The sequence below is a fragment of the Pseudoduganella sp. genome (assembly GCF_041914865.1).
Lineage (GTDB): Bacteria > Pseudomonadota > Gammaproteobacteria > Burkholderiales > Burkholderiaceae_D > Rugamonas.
The window spans coordinates 196,461-214,955 of sequence record NZ_JAYSCO010000001.1 but is presented as its reverse complement, the minus strand read 5'-3'; the positions used below and the strand labels follow the sequence as shown (position 1 = coordinate 214,955).

Genomic DNA, 18,495 nt, shown 5'->3' with positions numbered 1-18,495 from the left:
AGTGAAAAAGGCTATCGACGTTCAAACGGCCGTCGCCATTGCGGCGTCCGAAGCGATTGCAGCGAAAACCCAGGGCACTTTCGGCGTGGGCGGCGTCATGCTCGACGCCAGCGGCACCGTGCTCAAGGCGCTGCACAACAACGTCATCAAGCATGGCCTGATTTTCGACCCGACCGCGCACGGCGAACGCCAGCTGGTCGACTGGTACTTCGCCGAACGCGCCAAGGGCCGCGAGCTGCCGCCGCCGGAAGAGTGCACCATCGTCACCTCGCTCGACCCGTGCTGCATGTGCACCGGCGCCATGCTGGCTGCAGGCTTCAACGTGGTGGTGGCGGCACCGGACGGCAAGGCCGGCATCAACTACAACGGTTCCGCCTTCTTCCCATCGCTGCCGGCAGCCTTGCAGCCGAAGGCGGAAGCGACTTTCGCCTATCCCGCCGTGCTGGGCACGTCCTCCTACGCGCGGCGCGGGGCAGGGGCTTCGCCCAAGCCTTTCTTCATCGGCAAGACCATCGCCGAACCGACGCAGGCGCTTTGCTCGCTGGTGTTCGAGGCCACGTCGGCCAACGTGATGGACCTGTTTAACATCGACCCGCCGCAGCATGAGCTGAAAGACCCGGCCACGCTGCCGGCCGACCATGCCATCATCCGCGCCCTGAAGCGCGCTTTCCCCGATGCGCTGACCTACCGCTGCGCGCCGCGCCAGCCGGACGCCGGCCTGGCGCCCTACCTGCAGCAGGCCATGGCGCGCGACAAGGCGCAGGGCGGCAAAGGGGAAGCGGTGGCGTTGCTCGATTCCTTCGGCAACCTGCTGCTGTGCAGCCACGGCCGCCAGCAAAGCTCAATGATCCGCACCGCCTTCATGGAGTGTACGCGCGCCTACGCGCAGCTGCGCTACAAGCTGATGGAAGGCGCCGATGCGGAAACCCAGTCCGAGGTGCGCCACTACCTGGGCCATCCGAAAGACGGTACGTTTGTCTTCGCCGTCGGCCCCGACGAAAGCGCGCTGAGTTTCATGGCGCTGGGCGCTTATGGCTCGACCATGGAAGGCGCGCTGCCGCACAACAACCCGGCTCAGTTCCAGTACGTGCGGCCGGGCATGCCGGAGCCGGCGCTGCACGAGCTGTGCAGCCACCTGCCGCCGCTGTACCGCAACCTGATCAAAATCCGCCCGACCCAGGTGTCGGACGCCGCCCTGGTCGCTGCCCTGGGCTGAACGTCAGGCGCCTTCGAACGACGCACTGGCGTCGGTCTGCATCATGCCGAAGATATTGCCGTCCGGGTCTTTGGCATAGGCCAGCCAGCCGACGCCCGGTACCGGCATCTTCGGCACGGCGACCACGCCTTTCAATTCCTTGAGCTGCACCAGCGACTTGTCCAGGTCTTCGACATCGACGGTGCAGACGAAGGCGTTGACGGAAGCGCCTTCTTCCGGGCGCGGACCACGGCGCGGCAGCAGGCCGCCGTTGATGCCGGGCGCGCCGACTTCGCCGGTGCCGACCAGCCAGTAGTCGCCGCCTTCCCATTTGGAAAAGCTCCAGTCGAACATCTTGCCGTAGAAGTCGATCAGGACCTGCGGTTCGCTGGCCTGGATTTCAAAGTGAACGGTGCGTCCCATTATTGCTCCCAAGGGTCATATGTACCTATGCTCCACACATGCCCCTCAGGATCGCGGCAGGTGAAACCGCGGCCGCCATAGTCTTCGTCCTGCAGGGGCATCTCGATTGGCGCCCCGGCCTGCACGCAGCGCGCATGCACTTCGTCGGCGTCGTTGACGACCAGGTAGGCGCTTTGCGTGACCCCCATCCCGACCTGGGAGGGTTGCCTGAGCAGGCGCCCGTACTCGGTGTCGAAAATGGAGCTTAGCATGACCATGCCGTTGCCATACGAAAGCTGGGCATGGGCGATGGTGCCGTCTTCATTCGGCACCACGAGCGATGCCTTGAAGCCCAAGGTATTACACAACCAAGTGATCGCGGCGGGCGCGTCGCGGTAACGCAGGCAGGGCAGGATAGTCGCGCGCGTGGCCTTTGGAATCGTCATCGTTCTCTCCCTGAAAACTATGAAAACGCAGCGTAGTCAGGACAATATAGACTAGCACCGTACAGGGAGCAAGCGAGCGCAGGCGGGCTACATTTGCTGGAATAAATGGGTATTTCCGCGACTGACTTCGAGTTCTTCCGTGGAGTTTCGCACCCGCACCATCTGCCGTCCGCGCAGGTCGCGCGTGACCTCGGCAATCGCGTCCACGCGCACGAGCGTGGAGCGGTGGATGCGCCAGAATTCGTTCGGGTCGAGTTCGTCTTCCAGCTCCTTTAAAGTCTTGCGGATCAGGAATTCGCCCTGTGCTGTCTGCACGCGCGTGTATTTTTCGTCGGCGCGGAAGAACAACACTTCCTTGGTCGAGATCATGCGCAGGCTGTTGCCAACCTGGGCCTGGATCCAGTGCAGGTATTCCGGCTGCGGCGCCGCGCCGCCCACGCCGGTACCGCCGGCCGTGCGGCCGGTCTGCTGCAGCAGCTGGCTGAGCTGGCGTTCGATGTTGTTCGGTGATTTGCCCAGGCGCCCCTGCAGGCGGCTGCAGGTGGTTTTCAGGCGTTCCAGGTTGACGGGCTTGAGCAGGTAGTCCAGCGCGCCTTGCTCAAAGGCTTCAATCGCGTACTGGTCGTAGGCGGTAATGAAGACGATGTGGCAGCGGTTGAACAGCATGCGCGCCGCCTCGATGCCGCTCAGGCCCGGCATGCGGATATCGAGGAAGACGATGTCCGGCTGGTGCTGGCCGGCCAGGGCAATCGCCTCGATGCCATTCGCGGCTTCGGCCACGATCTCCAGCTCCGGCCATGCTTCGTGCAGGCGCTTGCGCAGCATGTCGCGCATTGGTTCTTCATCGTCGGCGATGATGCAGGTGGCGATTGGCTGGGTAGTCATGGTTCAGGGTTTGGCAAAGATGTCTGGTGCAAATGGAATGCGGATCGAAGCGCGGCAGCCGCCATCCATCGGCTGCTCGATCAGCAGCTGGGCGCGCGTGCCGTACATCAGTTTCAGGCGCTCGCGCACATTGGTCAGGCCGACGCCGTCGCCGGCATAGGCGTTGAAGCCGACGCCGTCATCCTGCACATCCACTTGTAGCACATTGCCATCCACGCTGGCGCGGATGTCGATGCGGCCGCCTTCGATTTTCGGCTCCAGGCCGTGCTTGATCGAATTCTCGATCAGTATCTGCAGCATCATGGGCGGGAAGGTGGCGCTTTCCAGTTCCGGCGGCACGTCCAGCGAGACGGCCAGGCGCGACTTCATGCGCGCCTGCATGATGGCCAGGTAAGAGCGCGCCATCTGGATCTGGCGGCCCAGGGTGCCGTTGCCGCGCGAACGCATCTGCGGCAGGGTGGCGCGCAGGTATTCGATCAGGTGGGTGTGGATCTTGGCCGCTTCCGGCGGATCGGTTTCGATCAGCTGGCCGATCAGGGCCAGGGTGTTGAACAGGAAGTGCGGCTCCACCTGCGCCTGCAGGGCGGACATCTGCGCCTCCACCAGGCGGCGCTCCAGGCTTTCGTTGCCGGCCTGGGTGGCGGCCTTGCGCGCTTCGATTTCGGCCTTGCGCTTGCCGCCGGCCAGGATTTTCAGGCCGGCCGACAGCAGCACAAAGAACGCAGCTTGCTCAGGGTGGATGGCCGGCGTACACGCCAACAGGAAAGCCAGTACCCAGGTGACGACCAGCTGGCGCAATGGCACCTGGGCCAGCCAGTCGAAAAAGCTCCACCACATGAGACTGGCGGTTTCGCCAATCTCGCCGATGAAGGAGAGCACGCTGCGTGTGCGGTTACCCATGTTGCTTCTTGTCTCCAAACACATTGATGGCCAGCTTGACGATCAGCACGGCGATGAAGAGGGTGATCACCAGCGGCAGGATGGTCAGGAACAGCGCGAGCACCACGCACATGGCGATGATGGCCGGCCAGGACATATTGTCCAGCGTGCGCACGAAGTGGCGGCCGATGCCGATAAAGGCGTGCCACACTTCTTTGACGGTGTCCTTGAAGCTCTTGTTGATGGTTTTCATCGTGTCCTCCTTTGCATTTCGATGGTGCAACTGTACCCCCCTGGTCGGCAACAGTGGAGGGCTATCCGACGAACTGCGCAACAGGGCGGATAAGCTGCTGTGGGGGCGGATGAATGGCTATCGGGCAGCCAGCCAGTCGGAGCGCAGCAGGCCGAAATAATCGGTATCGCAGATCTCGCCATTGATGATCCAGCGCTCACGCATATGGCCTTCATGCACAAAGTGCAAGCTTTTCAGCAGTTTGGCCGAAGCGGTATTGCGCGGGTCGATATCAGCCTCGATGCGGTGCAGGTCGAGCGCGGCGAAAGCGTAGTCGAGCAGGGTGGCCATGGCTTCCTGCATATAGCCCTTGCCCCAGAACGCGCGGCCCAGCATATAGCCGATCTCGCAGCGGCGGTTCTGGCGATTGAAGGCGTACAGGTTGATCACGCCCGCCAGCTGGCCGCCAATATCCAGCCCCATGCGCAGGAAGTCCCCGCTTTCATGGCCGGCTTGCGTGGAGGCGATATAGTCGCTGGCCTGTTGCGGCTGGTCCCAGGGGGCGCTGCTCCAGTAGCGCATGGCCTCGCGGTCGGAGAACAGTGTGAAAATGGCGGGGGCATCGTCCGGCCTCAGCATCCTTAATTCCAGGCGCGGGGCGGACAGGGTCATTGGTGCGAAGGCCGGCATATCAACATCACTAGTGAGTGGATTTTCATTCTAGCAAATGATAGATTGGCAATGTCCATCATTTACGTAGGAGCCCGGCATGCAACTCGGCGTATTTTCCCTGAGCCTGAACGTGAAAGACATCAAGGCTTCGCGCGAGTTTTACGCGAAGTTTGGTTTCAAGGATTTTGGCGGGAATATCGAGCAGAACTGGCTGATCATGAAGAATGACAGTGAGCAGATCATCGGCCTGTTCCAGGGCATGATCGAGAAGAACACGCTGACGTTCAACCCTGGCTGGGACAGCAACGCGCAGACCGTGCCTGGCTATACCGATGTGCGCCAGCTGCAGCGCCAACTCGAAGAGCAGGGCGTGGCGCTGGCGGCGCGGGCCGACGAATCGAGCACCGGTCCGGCCTACATCATCGCCATCGACCCGGATGGCAACCCGATCCTGATTGACCAGCATATCTGATGGCTTCCGCTGTCCTGTTCGCGCTGGTGCTTGCCACCGTCCAGCCGGTCGAGTACGAGCGCGAAGGCGGCACGGGGACGCTGACCATCACCAGTACCGCCAAGGGCGCGAAGAAGTTCGCTATTTCCACCTTCGGCGCCAACGCGCACACCTGTGAGCTGAGCGGCACCATCCACGGCACAGTGGGCCGCCTGGACGACCCGGAGCCGGGCCAGGCCGAATGCCGCATCACGCTGGTCCAAAAGGGCGCTGTGGTTGAAGTGTCGCCGCAGTCGGAGGAGGCCTGCGCCGGCTTGTGCGGCATGCGTGCTACGTTCGACGGCAAGTACGTGCTGCCGCCTGCCGAGTGCAAGCCAACCGCCAGCAAGGCGGCCAAGGAATCCTTCCTGGCGCTGTACAAGGGGAAAAACTACCAGCAGGCGTTCGATGTCCTGAACAAGTGGTCGACGGCCTGCGCCAGCCTGCAGCACTGGATGGAGCGCGACCGCACGTTGAACGACCTGGCGCTGACGCAGTATCATATGAAGCAGCCGGCAGCCTGCCTGGCGACGCTGTCCAAGACCCTGGCGGCGGAAATGAAAACGCTGAAAGCGGTGGAAGAGGAGCTGGCCCCGCTTGACTATGAAGCATATGCCAGTACCGCGAAAGCCACCTTCCACAACCTGAAGCTTTGCAGCAAATAGAGACCTGGAGCATGTGATGAGCGACCGGCTCGACCTTCCGCAATCAAAGCTGGTGGCCATTATCGACGCCCAGCTTGAGCTGGCGCGGGTTGGCCCTTCCTTTGGCAACCTGATGGACCGCGCGGTGCTGAAGGCTGCGCAGCTGACCGGCGCCGACGGCGCCGTGATCGAACTGGTCGAAGGCAGCGAGGTGGTATACCGCGCGGCCTGCGGCTTGGCCGAAGCGCAACTCGGCTTGCGCATGCAGATCAAGGGCAGCCTGTCGGGCCTTGTGCTGACAACGCGCCAGGCTGCCACCTGCACCGATTCCGAAACCGATGAGCGCGTGAACCGCGAAGCGTGCCGCCGCGTGGGCTTGCGTTCGATGGCGATCCTGCCGCTGCTGTTCGGCGATTACGCGGGCGGGGTGTTGAAGCTGGCCTGGCGCGAGCCGCGTCCATTCGACCAGGATGAGGTGCCGATGGGGCAGGCCATTACGGACATGACAGCGGCCATGATGTTCCACGCTTCGCAGGATGGTGCGCACGTCCTGCAGCGCAAAGTGACGCAGGACCCGGCAACCGGCCTGGCCAACCGCTCCTCGTTTTATGAGCAGTTGCGCGTGCGCCTGGATGACGCGATCACGCGCGGCGGCCATGTGGGCGTGATGGTGGCGCGCGTGCGGCCATGGCGCAAGGAGGTGATGGCGGAGCTGGCGCGGCGCTTCACCGCCGAATGCCGCGAGGGCGATGTGCTGGCGCGCCTCGGCGGCGATGAATTTGGGATGATCCTCAGCGTGGCTGCGCGGCGCAGCATCGTGCAGAGCCAGGTGTCGCGTTTCAGCCATGCGGGCAATGCCCAGCCGGTGCTGCTGCCGGATGGCGCGAAGATCGAACCGGTGATCCAGTTCGGCAGCGCGCTGTTCCCCGAGGACGGCAAGGGTGTCTCCGATTTGCTGGCCGCCGCACGGGAGACGCCACCCGCAACTGTTTAGAAAGGGGTTCTGATAATATTGCCAAAAAATCACTTCCAATGGGGATTCATGAGGCAATATTCAGTATGTCGTGCGGTCATCGCCGCTGTCATTTCCGCTTTCGCGATGCCGGTAGTGGCACAGGAATGCGTCAGCGATTTCAAAGCCGAAGAGAAAGATGCCGGTGTTGTGTCCTATAGCGCCGTGGCTCCGTTGCCGGGAAAGAGCGCGGACCAGGCTTTCCAGCTGTCGCAACAAGTGGCTAGCCAGGCGGGCTGGATGGTCTACCAGACGATTCCAGAGGTGCATACTGCGTTTGCACGTGATTCAAAAGGTAAGGCCGGCGATAAGCGTGGTGAATTGGTTTTCGCCACGGCGATGGGAGAACACAATTTGCTCATGGCTCTGGTGTATAACGATCCGCCTGGTGCGAATACGCCAAAGTCTGTGGTAAGCGACCAATTCTGCAAGATTGCCAAGGCGCTGCGCAAACGCATCGCTGCCGCGCCTCCTGATCTTGCAGCACCCGTAAAGGCGCCGCAGGCGGCCGGCGTCGAGGTCGCGGGGCGCAATGCGGCGCTTGCGGGGGCGCGGCCGGCCGACAAGCTGTGCCTGCGCGGCGCCTGCCTGGGTATGAGCGTTGGGGAAGCGCGACGACTAAAACTGGAGCCGGCGCGGGCCGCCTTCATGCAATTCGGCCCGGAGGCTCCAGGTGCGGGCCGCGCCGTCTCGACCGACGGACGCCTGATCTACGTGACGGATGGGGCCTGGCTCGACAGCAAGTCGGTTGCCGCCTTTGCCCGGGGCGTCCGTACGATCTGCGAGCTGCGCTCAGGTTCCTTTGCCCACATGAAGGCGGAGGATGGGAAGCAAATCAAGCTTCACTTCTCGCCCACCGTCCGCGATGGCAAGGGCACCCTAATCCTGCGCAAGATCGAGCGCCTCTTGCCTGCCATGAGCCAGATGGATTACGGCTACTTCCAGCGCAGTGTGGCCGAGGAGTACGGAGCGGCCTATGTCAATGCTGGACAGGTCCCGCCAGCAGACCGGCCCTATGTGCAAATGAAAGGCTGGACGCTGACGCTGGCGCTACCCGAGGAGGATTTGGGTGCGCGCTTGATGGAAACGCCCGGGTGTTCGGAAAAGGCCGCCTTGAAATGAGCGCCTAGCGCCGGATCGAGGCGAGGACCATACGCGTGATCGTGTCCTCCGCCTCGCGGAAATCCTGCTCGGCCAGCTCTTCGCGGCCGAGCACCAGCTTCATTTGCGTTGCGAAGTCGGCGTAGGATTGCGTCATCGCCCAGATGGCGAACAGCAGGTGGGTGGCGTTGACCGGCGCAATGCGGCTTTCGGCTATCCAGCGGTTGAAGATATCAATATCCTTGCGCACCAGCGGTACCACGCGCTCGCGGATTTTGTCGCCGTACACGGGCGCGCCGCTGATCACTTCCATGGCGTACACGCGCGAAGCCAGCGGATGTTCGCGCGAGAAGGCCAGCTTGGCGCGGATGTAGGCGCGCAGCACATCGGCGGGTTCGCCGTCCGGCTCCGCGATATTGGCCATGCGCGCCAGCCATTCGTCCAGCACATCGTCCAGCACGCGCTGGTAAAGCACTTGCTTGCTGGGGAAGTAGTACATCAGGTTCTGTTTCGACAGTCCGACGTTTTCCGCAATGGCGGCGACGGAGGCGCCTTCGTAGCCGTTGGCGGCGAATACGCGGACGGCTTCGGCCACGATGTCGGCTTCCAGGCGGTCGCGGTTCATCTCGCGGCGCAGTTTAGCTGATGCCATGTTCTCTCCTTATGGCCTGCAGGAAGTTGCGCAGCTGCGGGCTGTCTGAATAGGCGACGTTGAAGCGGAACCAGATCGATGCCGGCTGGCGCAGCTGGAAAAAGTCGCAGGGCGCGAGCAGGATGCCGGCTTTCAGCGCCAGGTCGGCCACGGTCTTGCCGTTGAATTCAGGCGTTGGCGCCTGCTGCCAGCCGGCGCTGACGAACATGCCGCCGCGCGGCTTGGCGATCGGCGCCATGCCGGCTGTTGCCAGCAGTTCGATGGTGCGTTCCCGGCCTTCCGCCAGTTGCGCCACCAGGCGTTCCACCATGCGCTTGTAGGGGCGGGCGGTAATGGCGTGGTAGGCGGCGCGCTCATTTACTTCCGAGGTGGTGAGGCCGGCCAGCATCTTCACGCGCACCAGCTCCGGCAGCAGCGAGGCGGAGGCGCAGATCGAGCCGACCCGCAGCACCGGCGACAGGGTCTTGGAAAAACTGCCGACGCGGATCACGCGCCGCAAGCCGTCCATTGCGGCCAGCGAAGCTTCGCCGCGCGTGGTGAGTTCGCGGTAGATGTCGTCTTCCACCAGCCAGAAATCGAATTGTTCGGCAAAGCCCAGCAGGCGGTGGGCCTGCGCTTGCGACAGGCTGGTACCGAGGGGATTTTGCAGCACGGTGTTGACGAACATGAGCTTGGGCTGCGTTTCCTTTGCTTGCGCGGCGAGGAAGTCCATGTCCAGGCCATGCTCGCCGCGCGGGATGCCGATGGCGTGGCAGCCGTGGTGGCGGATCAGCGACAGCAGGTTGCTGTACACCGGGTCTTCCACGAATACGGTGTCGCCCGGCTTGGTCAGCGTGCGCAGGATCAGGTCGAAGGCGTGGGTGGCGCCGTGCGTGAGCAGGATCTGTTCCGATTCGACCGCCACCAGTTCCTCGCTGAGGGTGGTGGCCATGTGCTGGCGCAGGCCGGGAAAACCGAGCGGGTGGCCGTAGCCGCGCAGGCGGTTGGCGGGAATGCGCATGGCGTGGCGCACGGCGTCGAGGATGGTGTCTTCGCCGTACCACTCGGGCGGCAGCCAGCCGGCGCCGACCGGCAGCGCTTCGGAGGCGCCGGAATACAGTTCGGGGGTGAGCGCATCGACCGCTGCCGGCCCGGCCACCATGGCGGGCGTGGCGAGCAGGGCGGGTACGTCGTGGCGTGCAACAAAATAGCCGGAACCGCGGCGTGATGACAACAGTCCGAGCGTCACCAGGCGGTCGTAAGCCTCGACAACTGTAAAGGTACTGATGCCATTACACTTCGCGAATTGGCGCACCGAGGGCATCTTTGTGCCGACGCGCAACTCGCGGCTCGCCACCATGGCGCTGATGGCGTCCACGATTTTCTCTACCAGGCTCCCCTTGCGCGCGCGCTCGATGGCGAGCACCGGCCAGGCAGGGGTGGGGCTGTCGCTGTCGTCCATTGTGGTCCCTGAAACTGTACTGTTTTTGCTACCTGTACGGTTGGAGCGTTTCCGCGTGCGTGTATATGTGCCATAGTTAACTTGCTGTCTATTATTGCATCATGATTTTGCCAACTGGTAAAGTTTTTTGAGTGTCGTAAAAAACCTCCGGGAGATAGCAATGAATGAAGCCCGACCGCAGTCGATGTCCGCATTCTGGATGCCGTTCACCAATAACCGCGACTTCAAGGCCAACCCGCGCCTGCTGGTCTCTGCCGAAGGCGTCTACTACAAAGACGTCGATGGCAACCAGGTGCTGGATGGCACGGCGGGCTTGTGGTGCGTGCCATGCGGCCACCGCCAGCCGAAAATCGTGGCGGCAGTGAGCGAGATGGTCGGCCAGCTCGACTTCGCGCCGACTTTCCAGATGGGCCACCCGGCCGCCTTCGACCTGGCTGAGAAGCTGATGGAATTCACTAACCATCGCTTCGGCCACGTCTTCTACACCAACTCCGGTTCCGAAGCGGTGGACACCGCGTTGAAGATCGCGCTGGCCTACCACAAGGCGCGCGGCGAAGCGTCGCGCACGCGCCTGATCGGCCGCGAACGAGCCTACCATGGCGTGGGATTCGGCGGCATCTCGGTCGGCGGCATCGCCGGCAACCGCAAGCCATATGGCGTGATGCTGCCGGGTGTGGACCACCTGCCGCACACGCATAACATCGAGAAGAACGCCTACAGCCGCGGCGAGCCGGAATACGGCACCCACCTGGCGGATGAACTGGAGCGCATCGTTGCGCTGCATGACGCTTCCACCATCGCAGCGGTGATCGTGGAGCCGGTGGCGGGTTCGACCGGCGTGCTGGTGCCGCCCAAGGGTTACCTGAAGCGCTTGCGCGAGCTGTGCACCAAGCACGGCATCCTGCTGATCTTCGATGAGGTGATCACGGGCTTTGGCCGCCTGACCACGCCGTTTGCCACCGATTACTTTGATGTTGAGCCGGACATGATGACCACGGCCAAAGGGCTGACCAACGGCACTATTCCGATGGGGGCGGTGTTCAGCAAGAAGTTCATCCACGATGCGTTCATGGATGCGCCGGCGGGGATTGAGCTGTTCCATGGTTATACCTACACCGGGCATCCGGTGGCGTGCGCGGCATCGCTGGCGACGCTGGAGGTGTTCAGGGAGCAGAAGCTGCTGGATCATGCGATGGTGATCCAGCCTTATTGGGAGGATGCGGTGCATTCCCTGAAGGGGCTGCCGCATGTGATTGATATCCGCACCATTGGACTGGTGGCTGGCATCGAGCTGGCACCGCGTGCCGGGGCGCCGGGGGCGCGCGCTTATGCCGCGTTCAAGAAGGCTTTCGCGGATGGGGTGCTGATCCGCGTTACGGGCGACATCATTGCGCTGTCGCCGCCACTCACCTTTGAGAAGAAGCACATCGACGAATTGTTTGGGAAGCTTAAAGAGGTGTTGAAGACGCTTGATTGAAAACCGGTAAACCGGGGTCTGACCCAAGGGTCAGACCCCGTCTGATCGGACGCTGCGGGTTGGGTTTGGGTTTTTGACCTTCGTCGAACGTCAAAGACGTAACCCCAACACCAACGGCAGACGAGCAGACGGGGTCTGACCCTGCGGGTCAGACCCCGGTTTACCGGGTTTAAAAACAGAGGAGACAACCATGTTGGTAGGCGTACCGAAGGAAATCAAGAATCAGGAATCGCGCGTTGGCCTTACCCCGGCCAGCGTAAAGGAACTGACACTCCGCGGGCACCAGGTCCTGGTGCAACACAACGCGGGCGCTGCAATCGGTCTGACTGACGAAATGTATATCGGCTCCGGCGCCACCATCGCCGCCACCGCGGAGGAGATCTTCGCCAAGGCGGAAATGATCGTCAAGGTCAAAGAGCCGCAACCGCAGGAATGCGCCATGCTGCGCGCGGACCAGATCCTGTACACCTACCTGCACCTGGCTCCCGACCCTGAACAGACCAAAGCCCTGGTCAAATCCGGCGCCATCTGCATAGCCTACGAAACCATCACCGGACCGAACGGCGGCCTGCCCCTGCTCGCCCCCATGAGCGAAGTCGCCGGCCGCATGTCGATCCAGGCCGGCGCCGCCCACCTGGAGAAATCCAAAGGTGGCATGGGCCTGCTGCTGGGCGGCGTGCCTGGCGTCGCGCCCGGCCACGTGGTGATCATCGGCGCCGGCGTGGTCGGCACCAATGCCATGCAGATCGCGGTCGGCATGGGCGCGCGCGTCACCGTGCTCGATAAAAACGTCGACCGTCTGCGCCAGCTCGACCTGGTGTACGGCAACCGCATCCAGACCATGTATTCCAATGCCCACACCATCGACGACGCCGTTACCGACGCCGACCTGGTGATCGGCGGCGTGCTGGTGCCCGGCGCCGCCGCACCCAAGCTGGTCACCCGCAGCATGGTGTCGCGCATGAAGCCCGGCTCGGTGGTGGTGGACGTGGCGATCGACCAGGGCGGTTGCTTCGAAACTTCGCACGCCACCACCCACGAGAACCCGACCTTCGTGGTGGACGGCGTGGTGCACTACTGCGTAGCGAACATGCCGGGCGCCGTGGCGCGCACTTCCACCTTTGCGCTGAACAACGCCACCATCGGCCACGCGGTAGCGCTGGCCGACAAGGGCTGGGCCAAGGCCATGAAGGCCAACCCGCACTTGCGCAATGGCCTTAACGTCTGCCAGGGAAAAGTCACCTATGAAGCGGTGGCGAACGACCTTGGCTATACCTATGTGCCGGCAGAGTCGCTGCTGGCCTGAACCATAGAGCCTTTTATGAGCAATCTCGATACCATTACCCACTTTATCAACGGCGCCAAGGTCGATACGGCCAGCGGGCGTTATGGCGACGTGTTCAACCCTGCGCTGGGCGAACCTGTGGCGCGCGTGGCGCTGGGGACGGCGGCGGAAGTCGATGCCGCCGTGCGCGCCGCCGAAGCGGCTTTCCCGGCCTGGTCCAACACGCCGCCGCTGACGCGGGCGCGCGTGCTGTTCAAGTACCTTGAGCTGTGCCACCAGCACACCGACGAATTCGCCGCCATGCTGACGCGCGAGCACGGCAAGACTTTTGCCGACGCTAAAGGGGAGGTGGCGCGCGGTATCGAGATGGTGGAATTCGCCGTCGGCATCCCGCAGATGATGAAGGGCGAATACACAGACCAGATCGCGCGCGGCATCGACGCCTGGTCGATGCGCATGCCGCTGGGCGTGGTGGCCGGCATCACGCCGTTCAACTTCCCGGTGATGGTGCCGATGTGGATGTTCCCCATCGCCATCGCCTGCGGTAACACCTTTGTGCTCAAGCCTTCCGAGCGCGACCCGTCGCCTTCGCTGCTGCATGCGCGGCTGCTGAAGGAGGCCGGCCTGCCGGACGGCGTGTTCAATGTGGTCCAGGGCGACAAGTTGGCTGTGGACGCGCTGCTCGACCATCCGGTGGTGCAGGCGGTGAGCTTTGTCGGCTCGACCCCGATTGCGGAATACATCTACTCGCGCGGCTCGCAGCACGGCAAAAGGGTGCAAGCCCTGGGCGGCGCCAAGAACCATATGGTGGTGATGCCGGACGCGGATATGGAGATGGCGGTGGATGCCCTGATGGGCGCAGCCTTCGGCTCGGCCGGCGAGCGCTGCATGGCCATCTCCGTTGTGGCGGCGGTGGGCGATGCGGGCGACAAGCTGCTGGGTGCACTGAAAGAGCGCACGGCTGCACTGAAAGTGCGCGACGGCATGGCGTCGGATGCCGAAATGGGGCCGGTGGTGACCGCTGCGGCCAAGCAGCGCATCGAGCGCCTGATCGGCGAGGGCGTGGAGCAGGGCGCCACCCTGGTTGTGGACGGCCGCGACTACAAGGTGGCGGACCGCCCGAACGGCTTCTTCATCGGCGGCACCCTGTTCGACCATGTGACGCCGGATATGACGATCTATAAGGAAGAGATTTTCGGCCCGGTGCTGTGCATGGTGCGCCTGCCCGACATCGGCTCCGCGGTAGAGCTGATCAACAAGAATGAGTACGGCAACGGCGTGGCGGTCTTCACGCGCGACGGCGGCGTGGCGCGCGAGTTCGTGCGCCAGATCCAGGTTGGCATGGTGGGCGTGAACGTGCCGCTGCCGGTGCCGATGGCATTCAACAGTTTCGGCGGGTGGAAGCGCAGCCTGTTCGGCGACCACCACGCCTATGGCCCGGAAGGGGTGCGTTTCTACACCCGGCACAAGGCTGTCATGGAGCGCTGGCCAAACACCGCAAGTGCTGGCGCGCAGTTTGCTTTCCCACAAATGAAGTGAGGATGGAACCAAATGATCGAGTCACTCAAATACATACCGCAGCCGAAAGCCACGAACGAAGAGCTGGCCGGTCATTTCACCGACCTGGCGCCGCCGCTCAACGCGCGCCAGGCCGCGATTGAAAGCTCGCGCTGCCTGTACTGCTACGACGCGCCGTGCACGCGCATCTGCCCGACCGGCATCGACGTGGCGAGCTTTATCCGCAATATCCATGAGAAGAATGTGAACGGCGCCGCCGTCACCATCCTGCAGCAGAATATCCTGGGCGGCAGCTGCTCGCGCGTCTGCCCGACCGAGATCCTGTGCGAGGATGCCTGCGTGCGCAACCACGACGCCGAAGGGCAGCCGGTGAAAATCGGCCTGCTGCAGCGCTATGCGCTGGACAACGCCACGCTGGACGGCCACCCGTTCAAGCGCGCTGCCAGCACCGGCAAGAAGATCGCCGTGGTCGGTGCCGGTCCCGCCGGCCTGTCCTGTGCGCACCGCCTGGCCATGCTGGGCAACGAGGTGGTGGTTTACGAGGCGCACGAGAAGTCGGGCGGCCTGAACGAATACGGCATCGCGCGCTACAAGCTGACCGACAATTTCGCGCAGAAGGAAGTCGACTTCCTGCTGGGGATCGGCGGCATCGAGGTGCGCCATGGACAAAAGCTGGGCGCTAACCTGAGCCTCAAGGACCTGCACGCGCAGTACGATGCCGTCTTCCTCGGCCTGGGCCTGGGCGCCAGCCGCGCGCTGGGCCTGACCGGCGAAGATGCGCCGGGCCTGATGGCGGCGGTCGACTACATCGCCGAGCTGCGCCAGGCCGATGACCTGAGCAAGCTGCCGGTGCCGCGCCGCGCCATCGTGATCGGTGCCGGCAACACCGCCATCGACATGGCGGTGCAGATCCAGCGCCTGGGCGCGGAGGAGGTGACCATGGTCTACCGCCGCGGCTTCGATGCCATGAGCGCCACCCACCACGAGCAGGATATCGCCAAGGCCAACCAGGTACGCATGCAAACCTGGGCCCAGCCGCAGCAGGTGCTGCTGGACGAGGCGGGCCGCGTGCGCGGCATGCGCTTCGAGCGCACCGTGCTGGATGGCACGCGCCTGGTTGGTACCGGCATTACCTTCGAGCTGCAGGCCGACGCCATCTTCAAGGCCATCGGACAGGCCATGGAGCCGGCCGCCCTGGCCGACCCGCTGGCCGCGCTGCTCAAGCGTGACGGCGACAAGATCCATGTGGATGACCAGTTCCGCACCGTGCTGCCCGGCATTTACGCCGGCGGCGACTGCGTGGCGCCGGGCCAGGACCTGACCGTGCAGGCGGTGGAACATGGCAAGCGCGCCGCAATGGCGATTCATTCCGACATCCAAGCGAAGAAGGGGGCAGCATAATGGCCGACCTGAGCATCAACTTCTGCGGCATCAAGGCGCCGAATCCATTCTGGCTTGCCTCCGCACCGCCGACCGACAAGGCATACAACGTGATCCGCGCTTTCGAAGCAGGGTGGGGCGGCGTGGTCTGGAAGACCCTGGGCGAAGACCCGCCGGCGGTCAACGTCTCTTCGCGCTACTCGGCCATCTACGGCAAGAACCGCGAGGTGATCGGCTTTAACAATATCGAGCTGATCACCGACCGCTCGCTGGAACTGAACCTGCAGGAAATCACGGAAGTGAAGAAAGCCTGGCCGGACCGTGCCATCGTGGTCTCGCTGATGCTGCCGTGCGAGGAGGCGGCATGGGCCGCCATCCTGCCCAAGGTGGAAGCCACCGGCGCCGACGGCATCGAGCTGAATTTCGGCTGCCCGCACGGCATGCCGGAGCGCGGCATGGGCTCCGCCGTGGGCCAGGTGCCCGAGTACGTGGAGCAGGTCACCGCCTGGTGCAAGAAGCACACCAAGCTGCCGGTGATCGTGAAGCTGACGCCGAACATCACCGACATCCGCCGCCCGGCACGCGCGGCCAAGGCGGGCGGCGCGGATGCGGTCTCGCTGATTAACACCATCAATTCCATCACCTCGCTCGACCTGGACAAGATGGTGGCCTACCCGAACGTGGGCGGCGCCAGCACCCACGGCGGCTATTGCGGCCCGGCGGTCAAGCCGGTGGCGCTGAACATGGTGGCCGAGATCGCGCGCGATCCGGAAACGCGCGGCTTGCCGATCTCCGGCATCGGCGGCATCGGCAACTGGAAGGATGCGGCCGAGTTCATCGCCCTTGGCGCCGGCTGCGTGCAGGTCTGCACCGCCGCCATGCTGCACGGCTTCCGCATCGTGCAGGAGATGAAGGACGGGCTGGAGCGCTGGATGGACTCCAAGGGCTACAAGACGCTGGATGACTTCATGGGCAAGGCGGTGGCGAACACCACCGACTGGAAGTACCTGAACATGAATTACAAGTCCATCGCCCACATCAACCAGGACGACTGCATCAAGTGCGGCCGCTGTTATGTGGCCTGCGAGGATACCTCGCACCAATCCATCTTCCACTTGGTGGACGAGGCCACCGGCACCCGCACCTATAAGGTCAACGAAGATGAATGCGTCGGCTGCAACCTGTGCGAAATCACCTGTCCGGTGCAAGGTTGTATTACGATGGTCGCAGTCCCAACGGGCAAGCCTTACATGAACTGGACGCAAGACCCGCGCAACCCGCGTGCCGAAATCAAGGAGACTGCATGAGCGACAACACCCAGCTGTGGAACGAAGACCTGGCCCCGACCAATGAATCGCAGCGCACCTGGCGCTGGTATCACTTCGCTGCACTCTGGGTTGGGATGGTCATGTGCATCCCCGCCTATACGCTGGCTGCCAGCCTGATTGAAGGCGGCATGTCGGCGGGGCAGGCTGTCCTCACCGTTTTCCTCGCCAACACCATCGTGCTGCTGCCGATGCTGCTGATCGGCCATGCGGGCACCAAGTACGGCATCCCTTACGCGGTGCTGGCGCGCGCTTCGTTCGGCACGCGCGGCGCCCGGCTGCCGGCGCTGATGCGCGCCATTGTGGCGTGCGGCTGGTACGGCATCCAGACCTGGTTCGGCGGGCAGATGATCTATACGCTGCTGGGCGTGATGATGGGCGGCGAGATCGGCGGCGACAAGATCGCGGGCCTCGGCATCAACGGCGCCCAGCTGCTGTGCTTCCTGGCGTTCTGGGCGATCCAGTTCTGGTACATCGTGCACGGCATGGACGCCATCCGCAAGCTGGAGACGTATACCGCGCCGCTGAAGATCCTGATCTGCTTCGTGCTGCTGTACTGGGTGTACGACAAGGCGGGCGGTTTTGGCCCGCTGATCGACCAGCCTTCGCAGTTTGTGGAGGGCGGCAAGAAGGCGGGCCAGTTCTGGCCGACGTTCTGGCCTTCGTTGACTGCGATGATCGGCTTCTGGGCCACGCTGGCGCTGAACATTCCCGACTTTACCCGCTTCGCCAAGACGCAGCGCGACCAGGTGCTGGGCCAGTCCATCGGCCTGCCGGTGCCTATGGGCTTGCTGGCGGCGCTGGCGGTGATCGTCACCTCGGCCACGGTGGTCCTGTACGGCAAGGCGATCTGGGACCCGGTCGACCTGGCTAGCCGCATGACCGGCGTGGCGGTGCTGGTGGCGCTGATCATCCTGCTGATCGACACGGTATCCGTCAACCTGGCGGCCAACCTGGTCGGCCCGGCGTATGACTTTTCGGCGCTCTCGCCCAAGCATATCTCCTACCGCACCGGCGGCTACATCACCGCCGCCATCGCGCTGGCGATGATGCCGTGGAAGCTGCTGGAGACGACACAGGGTTATATCTTCACCTGGCTGATCGGCTACTCCGCGCTGCTCGGGCCGATTGCGGGCGTGCTGATCGTCGACTACTACCTGATCCGCAAGACGGAGCTGAACGTCGGCGCGCTGTACGACGAGAAAGGCGAGTACTGCTACACCAATGGCTGGAATTCGGCCGCGCTGCTGGCCTTTGCACTGGGCGTCGGCCCGAATGTGCCGGGCTTCCTCAACGCGGCCTTCCCCGCCTCGTTCGGCGATGTCGGCGAAGGGTTCAAGCTGGTTTATACGTACGCATGGTTCGTCGGCATCGCCATTGCGGCGCTGGTGTACGGGATCATGATGAAGGGCAGGGCGGCCAAGTCCGCGCAGCCTCCTATTCCGGAGAAGGCATAACC

19 protein-coding genes are annotated in these 18,495 nt (G+C 63.6%); 11 read left to right on the top strand and 8 right to left on the bottom strand.

Annotation, left to right across the window (positions count from 1 at the left end; translation table 11 throughout):
• Position 1 precedes the first annotated feature (1 nt).
• Positions 2-1,216, top strand: a complete 1,215-nt coding sequence (locus tag ACE3TQ_RS00875; RefSeq protein WP_374580007.1) for a nucleoside deaminase — start codon at positions 2-4, stop codon at positions 1,214-1,216.
• Positions 1,217-1,219: 3 nt separating this feature from the next.
• On the opposite strand, the gene ACE3TQ_RS00870 is transcribed toward ACE3TQ_RS00875, so the two are convergent.
• From ACE3TQ_RS00870 to ACE3TQ_RS00845, 6 genes are all read right to left on the bottom strand, one after another.
• Positions 1,220-1,618 carry a VOC family protein gene (locus ACE3TQ_RS00870; RefSeq protein WP_374580005.1) on the bottom strand — a complete coding sequence of 133 codons (399 nt, stop codon included), beginning with the start codon at positions 1,616-1,618 and terminating at the stop codon, positions 1,220-1,222.
• Positions 1,618-2,043, bottom strand: coding sequence for a VOC family protein (locus ACE3TQ_RS00865; RefSeq protein WP_374580004.1), 426 nt, complete (start codon positions 2,041-2,043; stop codon positions 1,618-1,620). Before ACE3TQ_RS00865 ends, ACE3TQ_RS00870 begins: the two co-directional genes overlap by 1 nt.
• 87 nt (positions 2,044-2,130) lie before the next feature.
• Positions 2,131-2,928, bottom strand: a complete 798-nt coding sequence (locus ACE3TQ_RS00860; protein WP_374580002.1) for a LytR/AlgR family response regulator transcription factor — start codon at positions 2,926-2,928, stop codon at positions 2,131-2,133.
• 3 nt (positions 2,929-2,931) lie between these two features.
• Complete coding sequence (locus tag ACE3TQ_RS00855) at positions 2,932-3,828, bottom strand: sensor histidine kinase (RefSeq protein ID WP_374580000.1); 897 nt, start codon at positions 3,826-3,828, stop codon at positions 2,932-2,934.
• Positions 3,821-4,060 carry a hypothetical protein gene (locus ACE3TQ_RS00850; protein ID WP_374579999.1) on the bottom strand — a complete coding sequence of 80 codons (240 nt, stop codon included), beginning with the start codon at positions 4,058-4,060 and terminating at the stop codon, positions 3,821-3,823. The genes ACE3TQ_RS00855 and ACE3TQ_RS00850 overlap by 8 nt, the downstream gene beginning before the upstream one ends.
• 117 nt (positions 4,061-4,177) lie before the next feature.
• Positions 4,178-4,729: a GNAT family N-acetyltransferase gene (locus ACE3TQ_RS00845; protein ID WP_374579998.1), complete on the bottom strand. Its 552-nt coding sequence runs from the start codon at positions 4,727-4,729 to the stop codon at positions 4,178-4,180.
• A gap of 79 nt (positions 4,730-4,808) precedes the next feature.
• Here ACE3TQ_RS00845 and ACE3TQ_RS00840 point away from each other — a divergent pair, with 79 nt between their 5' ends.
• The 4 genes from ACE3TQ_RS00840 to ACE3TQ_RS00825 are packed head-to-tail and all read left to right on the top strand — an operon-like array spanning position 4,809 to position 7,979.
• Entirely contained in the window at positions 4,809-5,183 is a 375-nt protein-coding gene (locus tag ACE3TQ_RS00840; RefSeq protein WP_374579996.1) for a VOC family protein, read from the top strand.
• A complete protein-coding gene (locus ACE3TQ_RS00835; RefSeq protein WP_374579995.1) occupies positions 5,183-5,866 on the top strand; it encodes a hypothetical protein in 684 nt (227 codons plus the stop codon). Before ACE3TQ_RS00840 ends, ACE3TQ_RS00835 begins: the two co-directional genes overlap by 1 nt.
• A 16-nt stretch (positions 5,867-5,882) precedes the next feature.
• Positions 5,883-6,839: a diguanylate cyclase domain-containing protein gene (locus ACE3TQ_RS00830; RefSeq protein WP_374579994.1), complete on the top strand. Its 957-nt coding sequence runs from the start codon at positions 5,883-5,885 to the stop codon at positions 6,837-6,839.
• 48 nt (positions 6,840-6,887) lie between these two features.
• The gene (locus ACE3TQ_RS00825; RefSeq protein ID WP_374579993.1) at positions 6,888-7,979 is read left to right on the top strand and encodes a hypothetical protein; all 1,092 of its coding nucleotides are present in this window, start codon (positions 6,888-6,890) and stop codon (positions 7,977-7,979) included.
• Positions 7,980-7,983: 4 nt separating this feature from the next.
• On the opposite strand, the gene ACE3TQ_RS00820 is transcribed toward ACE3TQ_RS00825, so the two are convergent.
• The gene (locus ACE3TQ_RS00820; protein WP_374579992.1) at positions 7,984-8,610 is read right to left on the bottom strand and encodes a TetR/AcrR family transcriptional regulator; all 627 of its coding nucleotides are present in this window, start codon (positions 8,608-8,610) and stop codon (positions 7,984-7,986) included.
• Positions 8,597-10,051 (bottom strand): PLP-dependent aminotransferase family protein, encoded by a 1,455-nt coding sequence (locus ACE3TQ_RS00815; protein ID WP_374579990.1) that lies wholly within the window; start codon positions 10,049-10,051, stop codon positions 8,597-8,599. The genes ACE3TQ_RS00820 and ACE3TQ_RS00815 overlap by 14 nt, the downstream gene beginning before the upstream one ends.
• Before the next feature lie 160 nt (positions 10,052-10,211).
• On the opposite strand from ACE3TQ_RS00815, the gene ACE3TQ_RS00810 reads away from it, so the two are divergent.
• The 6 genes from ACE3TQ_RS00810 (at position 10,212) to ACE3TQ_RS00785 (ending at position 18,493) form a co-directional block, all read left to right on the top strand.
• Positions 10,212-11,528, top strand: coding sequence for an aspartate aminotransferase family protein (locus ACE3TQ_RS00810; RefSeq protein WP_374579989.1), 1,317 nt, complete (start codon positions 10,212-10,214; stop codon positions 11,526-11,528).
• Between the two features lie 190 nt (positions 11,529-11,718).
• Positions 11,719-12,834: an alanine dehydrogenase gene (gene ald / locus ACE3TQ_RS00805; protein WP_374579988.1), complete on the top strand. Its 1,116-nt coding sequence runs from the start codon at positions 11,719-11,721 to the stop codon at positions 12,832-12,834.
• 15 nt (positions 12,835-12,849) lie between these two features.
• Positions 12,850-14,352: a CoA-acylating methylmalonate-semialdehyde dehydrogenase gene (locus ACE3TQ_RS00800; protein ID WP_374579987.1), complete on the top strand. Its 1,503-nt coding sequence runs from the start codon at positions 12,850-12,852 to the stop codon at positions 14,350-14,352.
• A 12-nt stretch (positions 14,353-14,364) separates the two neighbouring features.
• Positions 14,365-15,732 carry an NAD(P)-dependent oxidoreductase gene (locus tag ACE3TQ_RS00795; protein WP_374579986.1) on the top strand — a complete coding sequence of 456 codons (1,368 nt, stop codon included), beginning with the start codon at positions 14,365-14,367 and terminating at the stop codon, positions 15,730-15,732.
• Complete coding sequence (gene preA / locus ACE3TQ_RS00790; RefSeq protein ID WP_374579985.1) at positions 15,732-17,018, top strand: NAD-dependent dihydropyrimidine dehydrogenase subunit PreA; 1,287 nt, start codon at positions 15,732-15,734, stop codon at positions 17,016-17,018. Before ACE3TQ_RS00795 ends, preA begins: the two co-directional genes overlap by 1 nt.
• Positions 17,015-18,493 (top strand): NCS1 family nucleobase:cation symporter-1, encoded by a 1,479-nt coding sequence (locus tag ACE3TQ_RS00785; RefSeq protein WP_374579984.1) that lies wholly within the window; start codon positions 17,015-17,017, stop codon positions 18,491-18,493. Before preA ends, ACE3TQ_RS00785 begins: the two co-directional genes overlap by 4 nt.
• Positions 18,494-18,495: the final 2 nt, after the last annotated feature.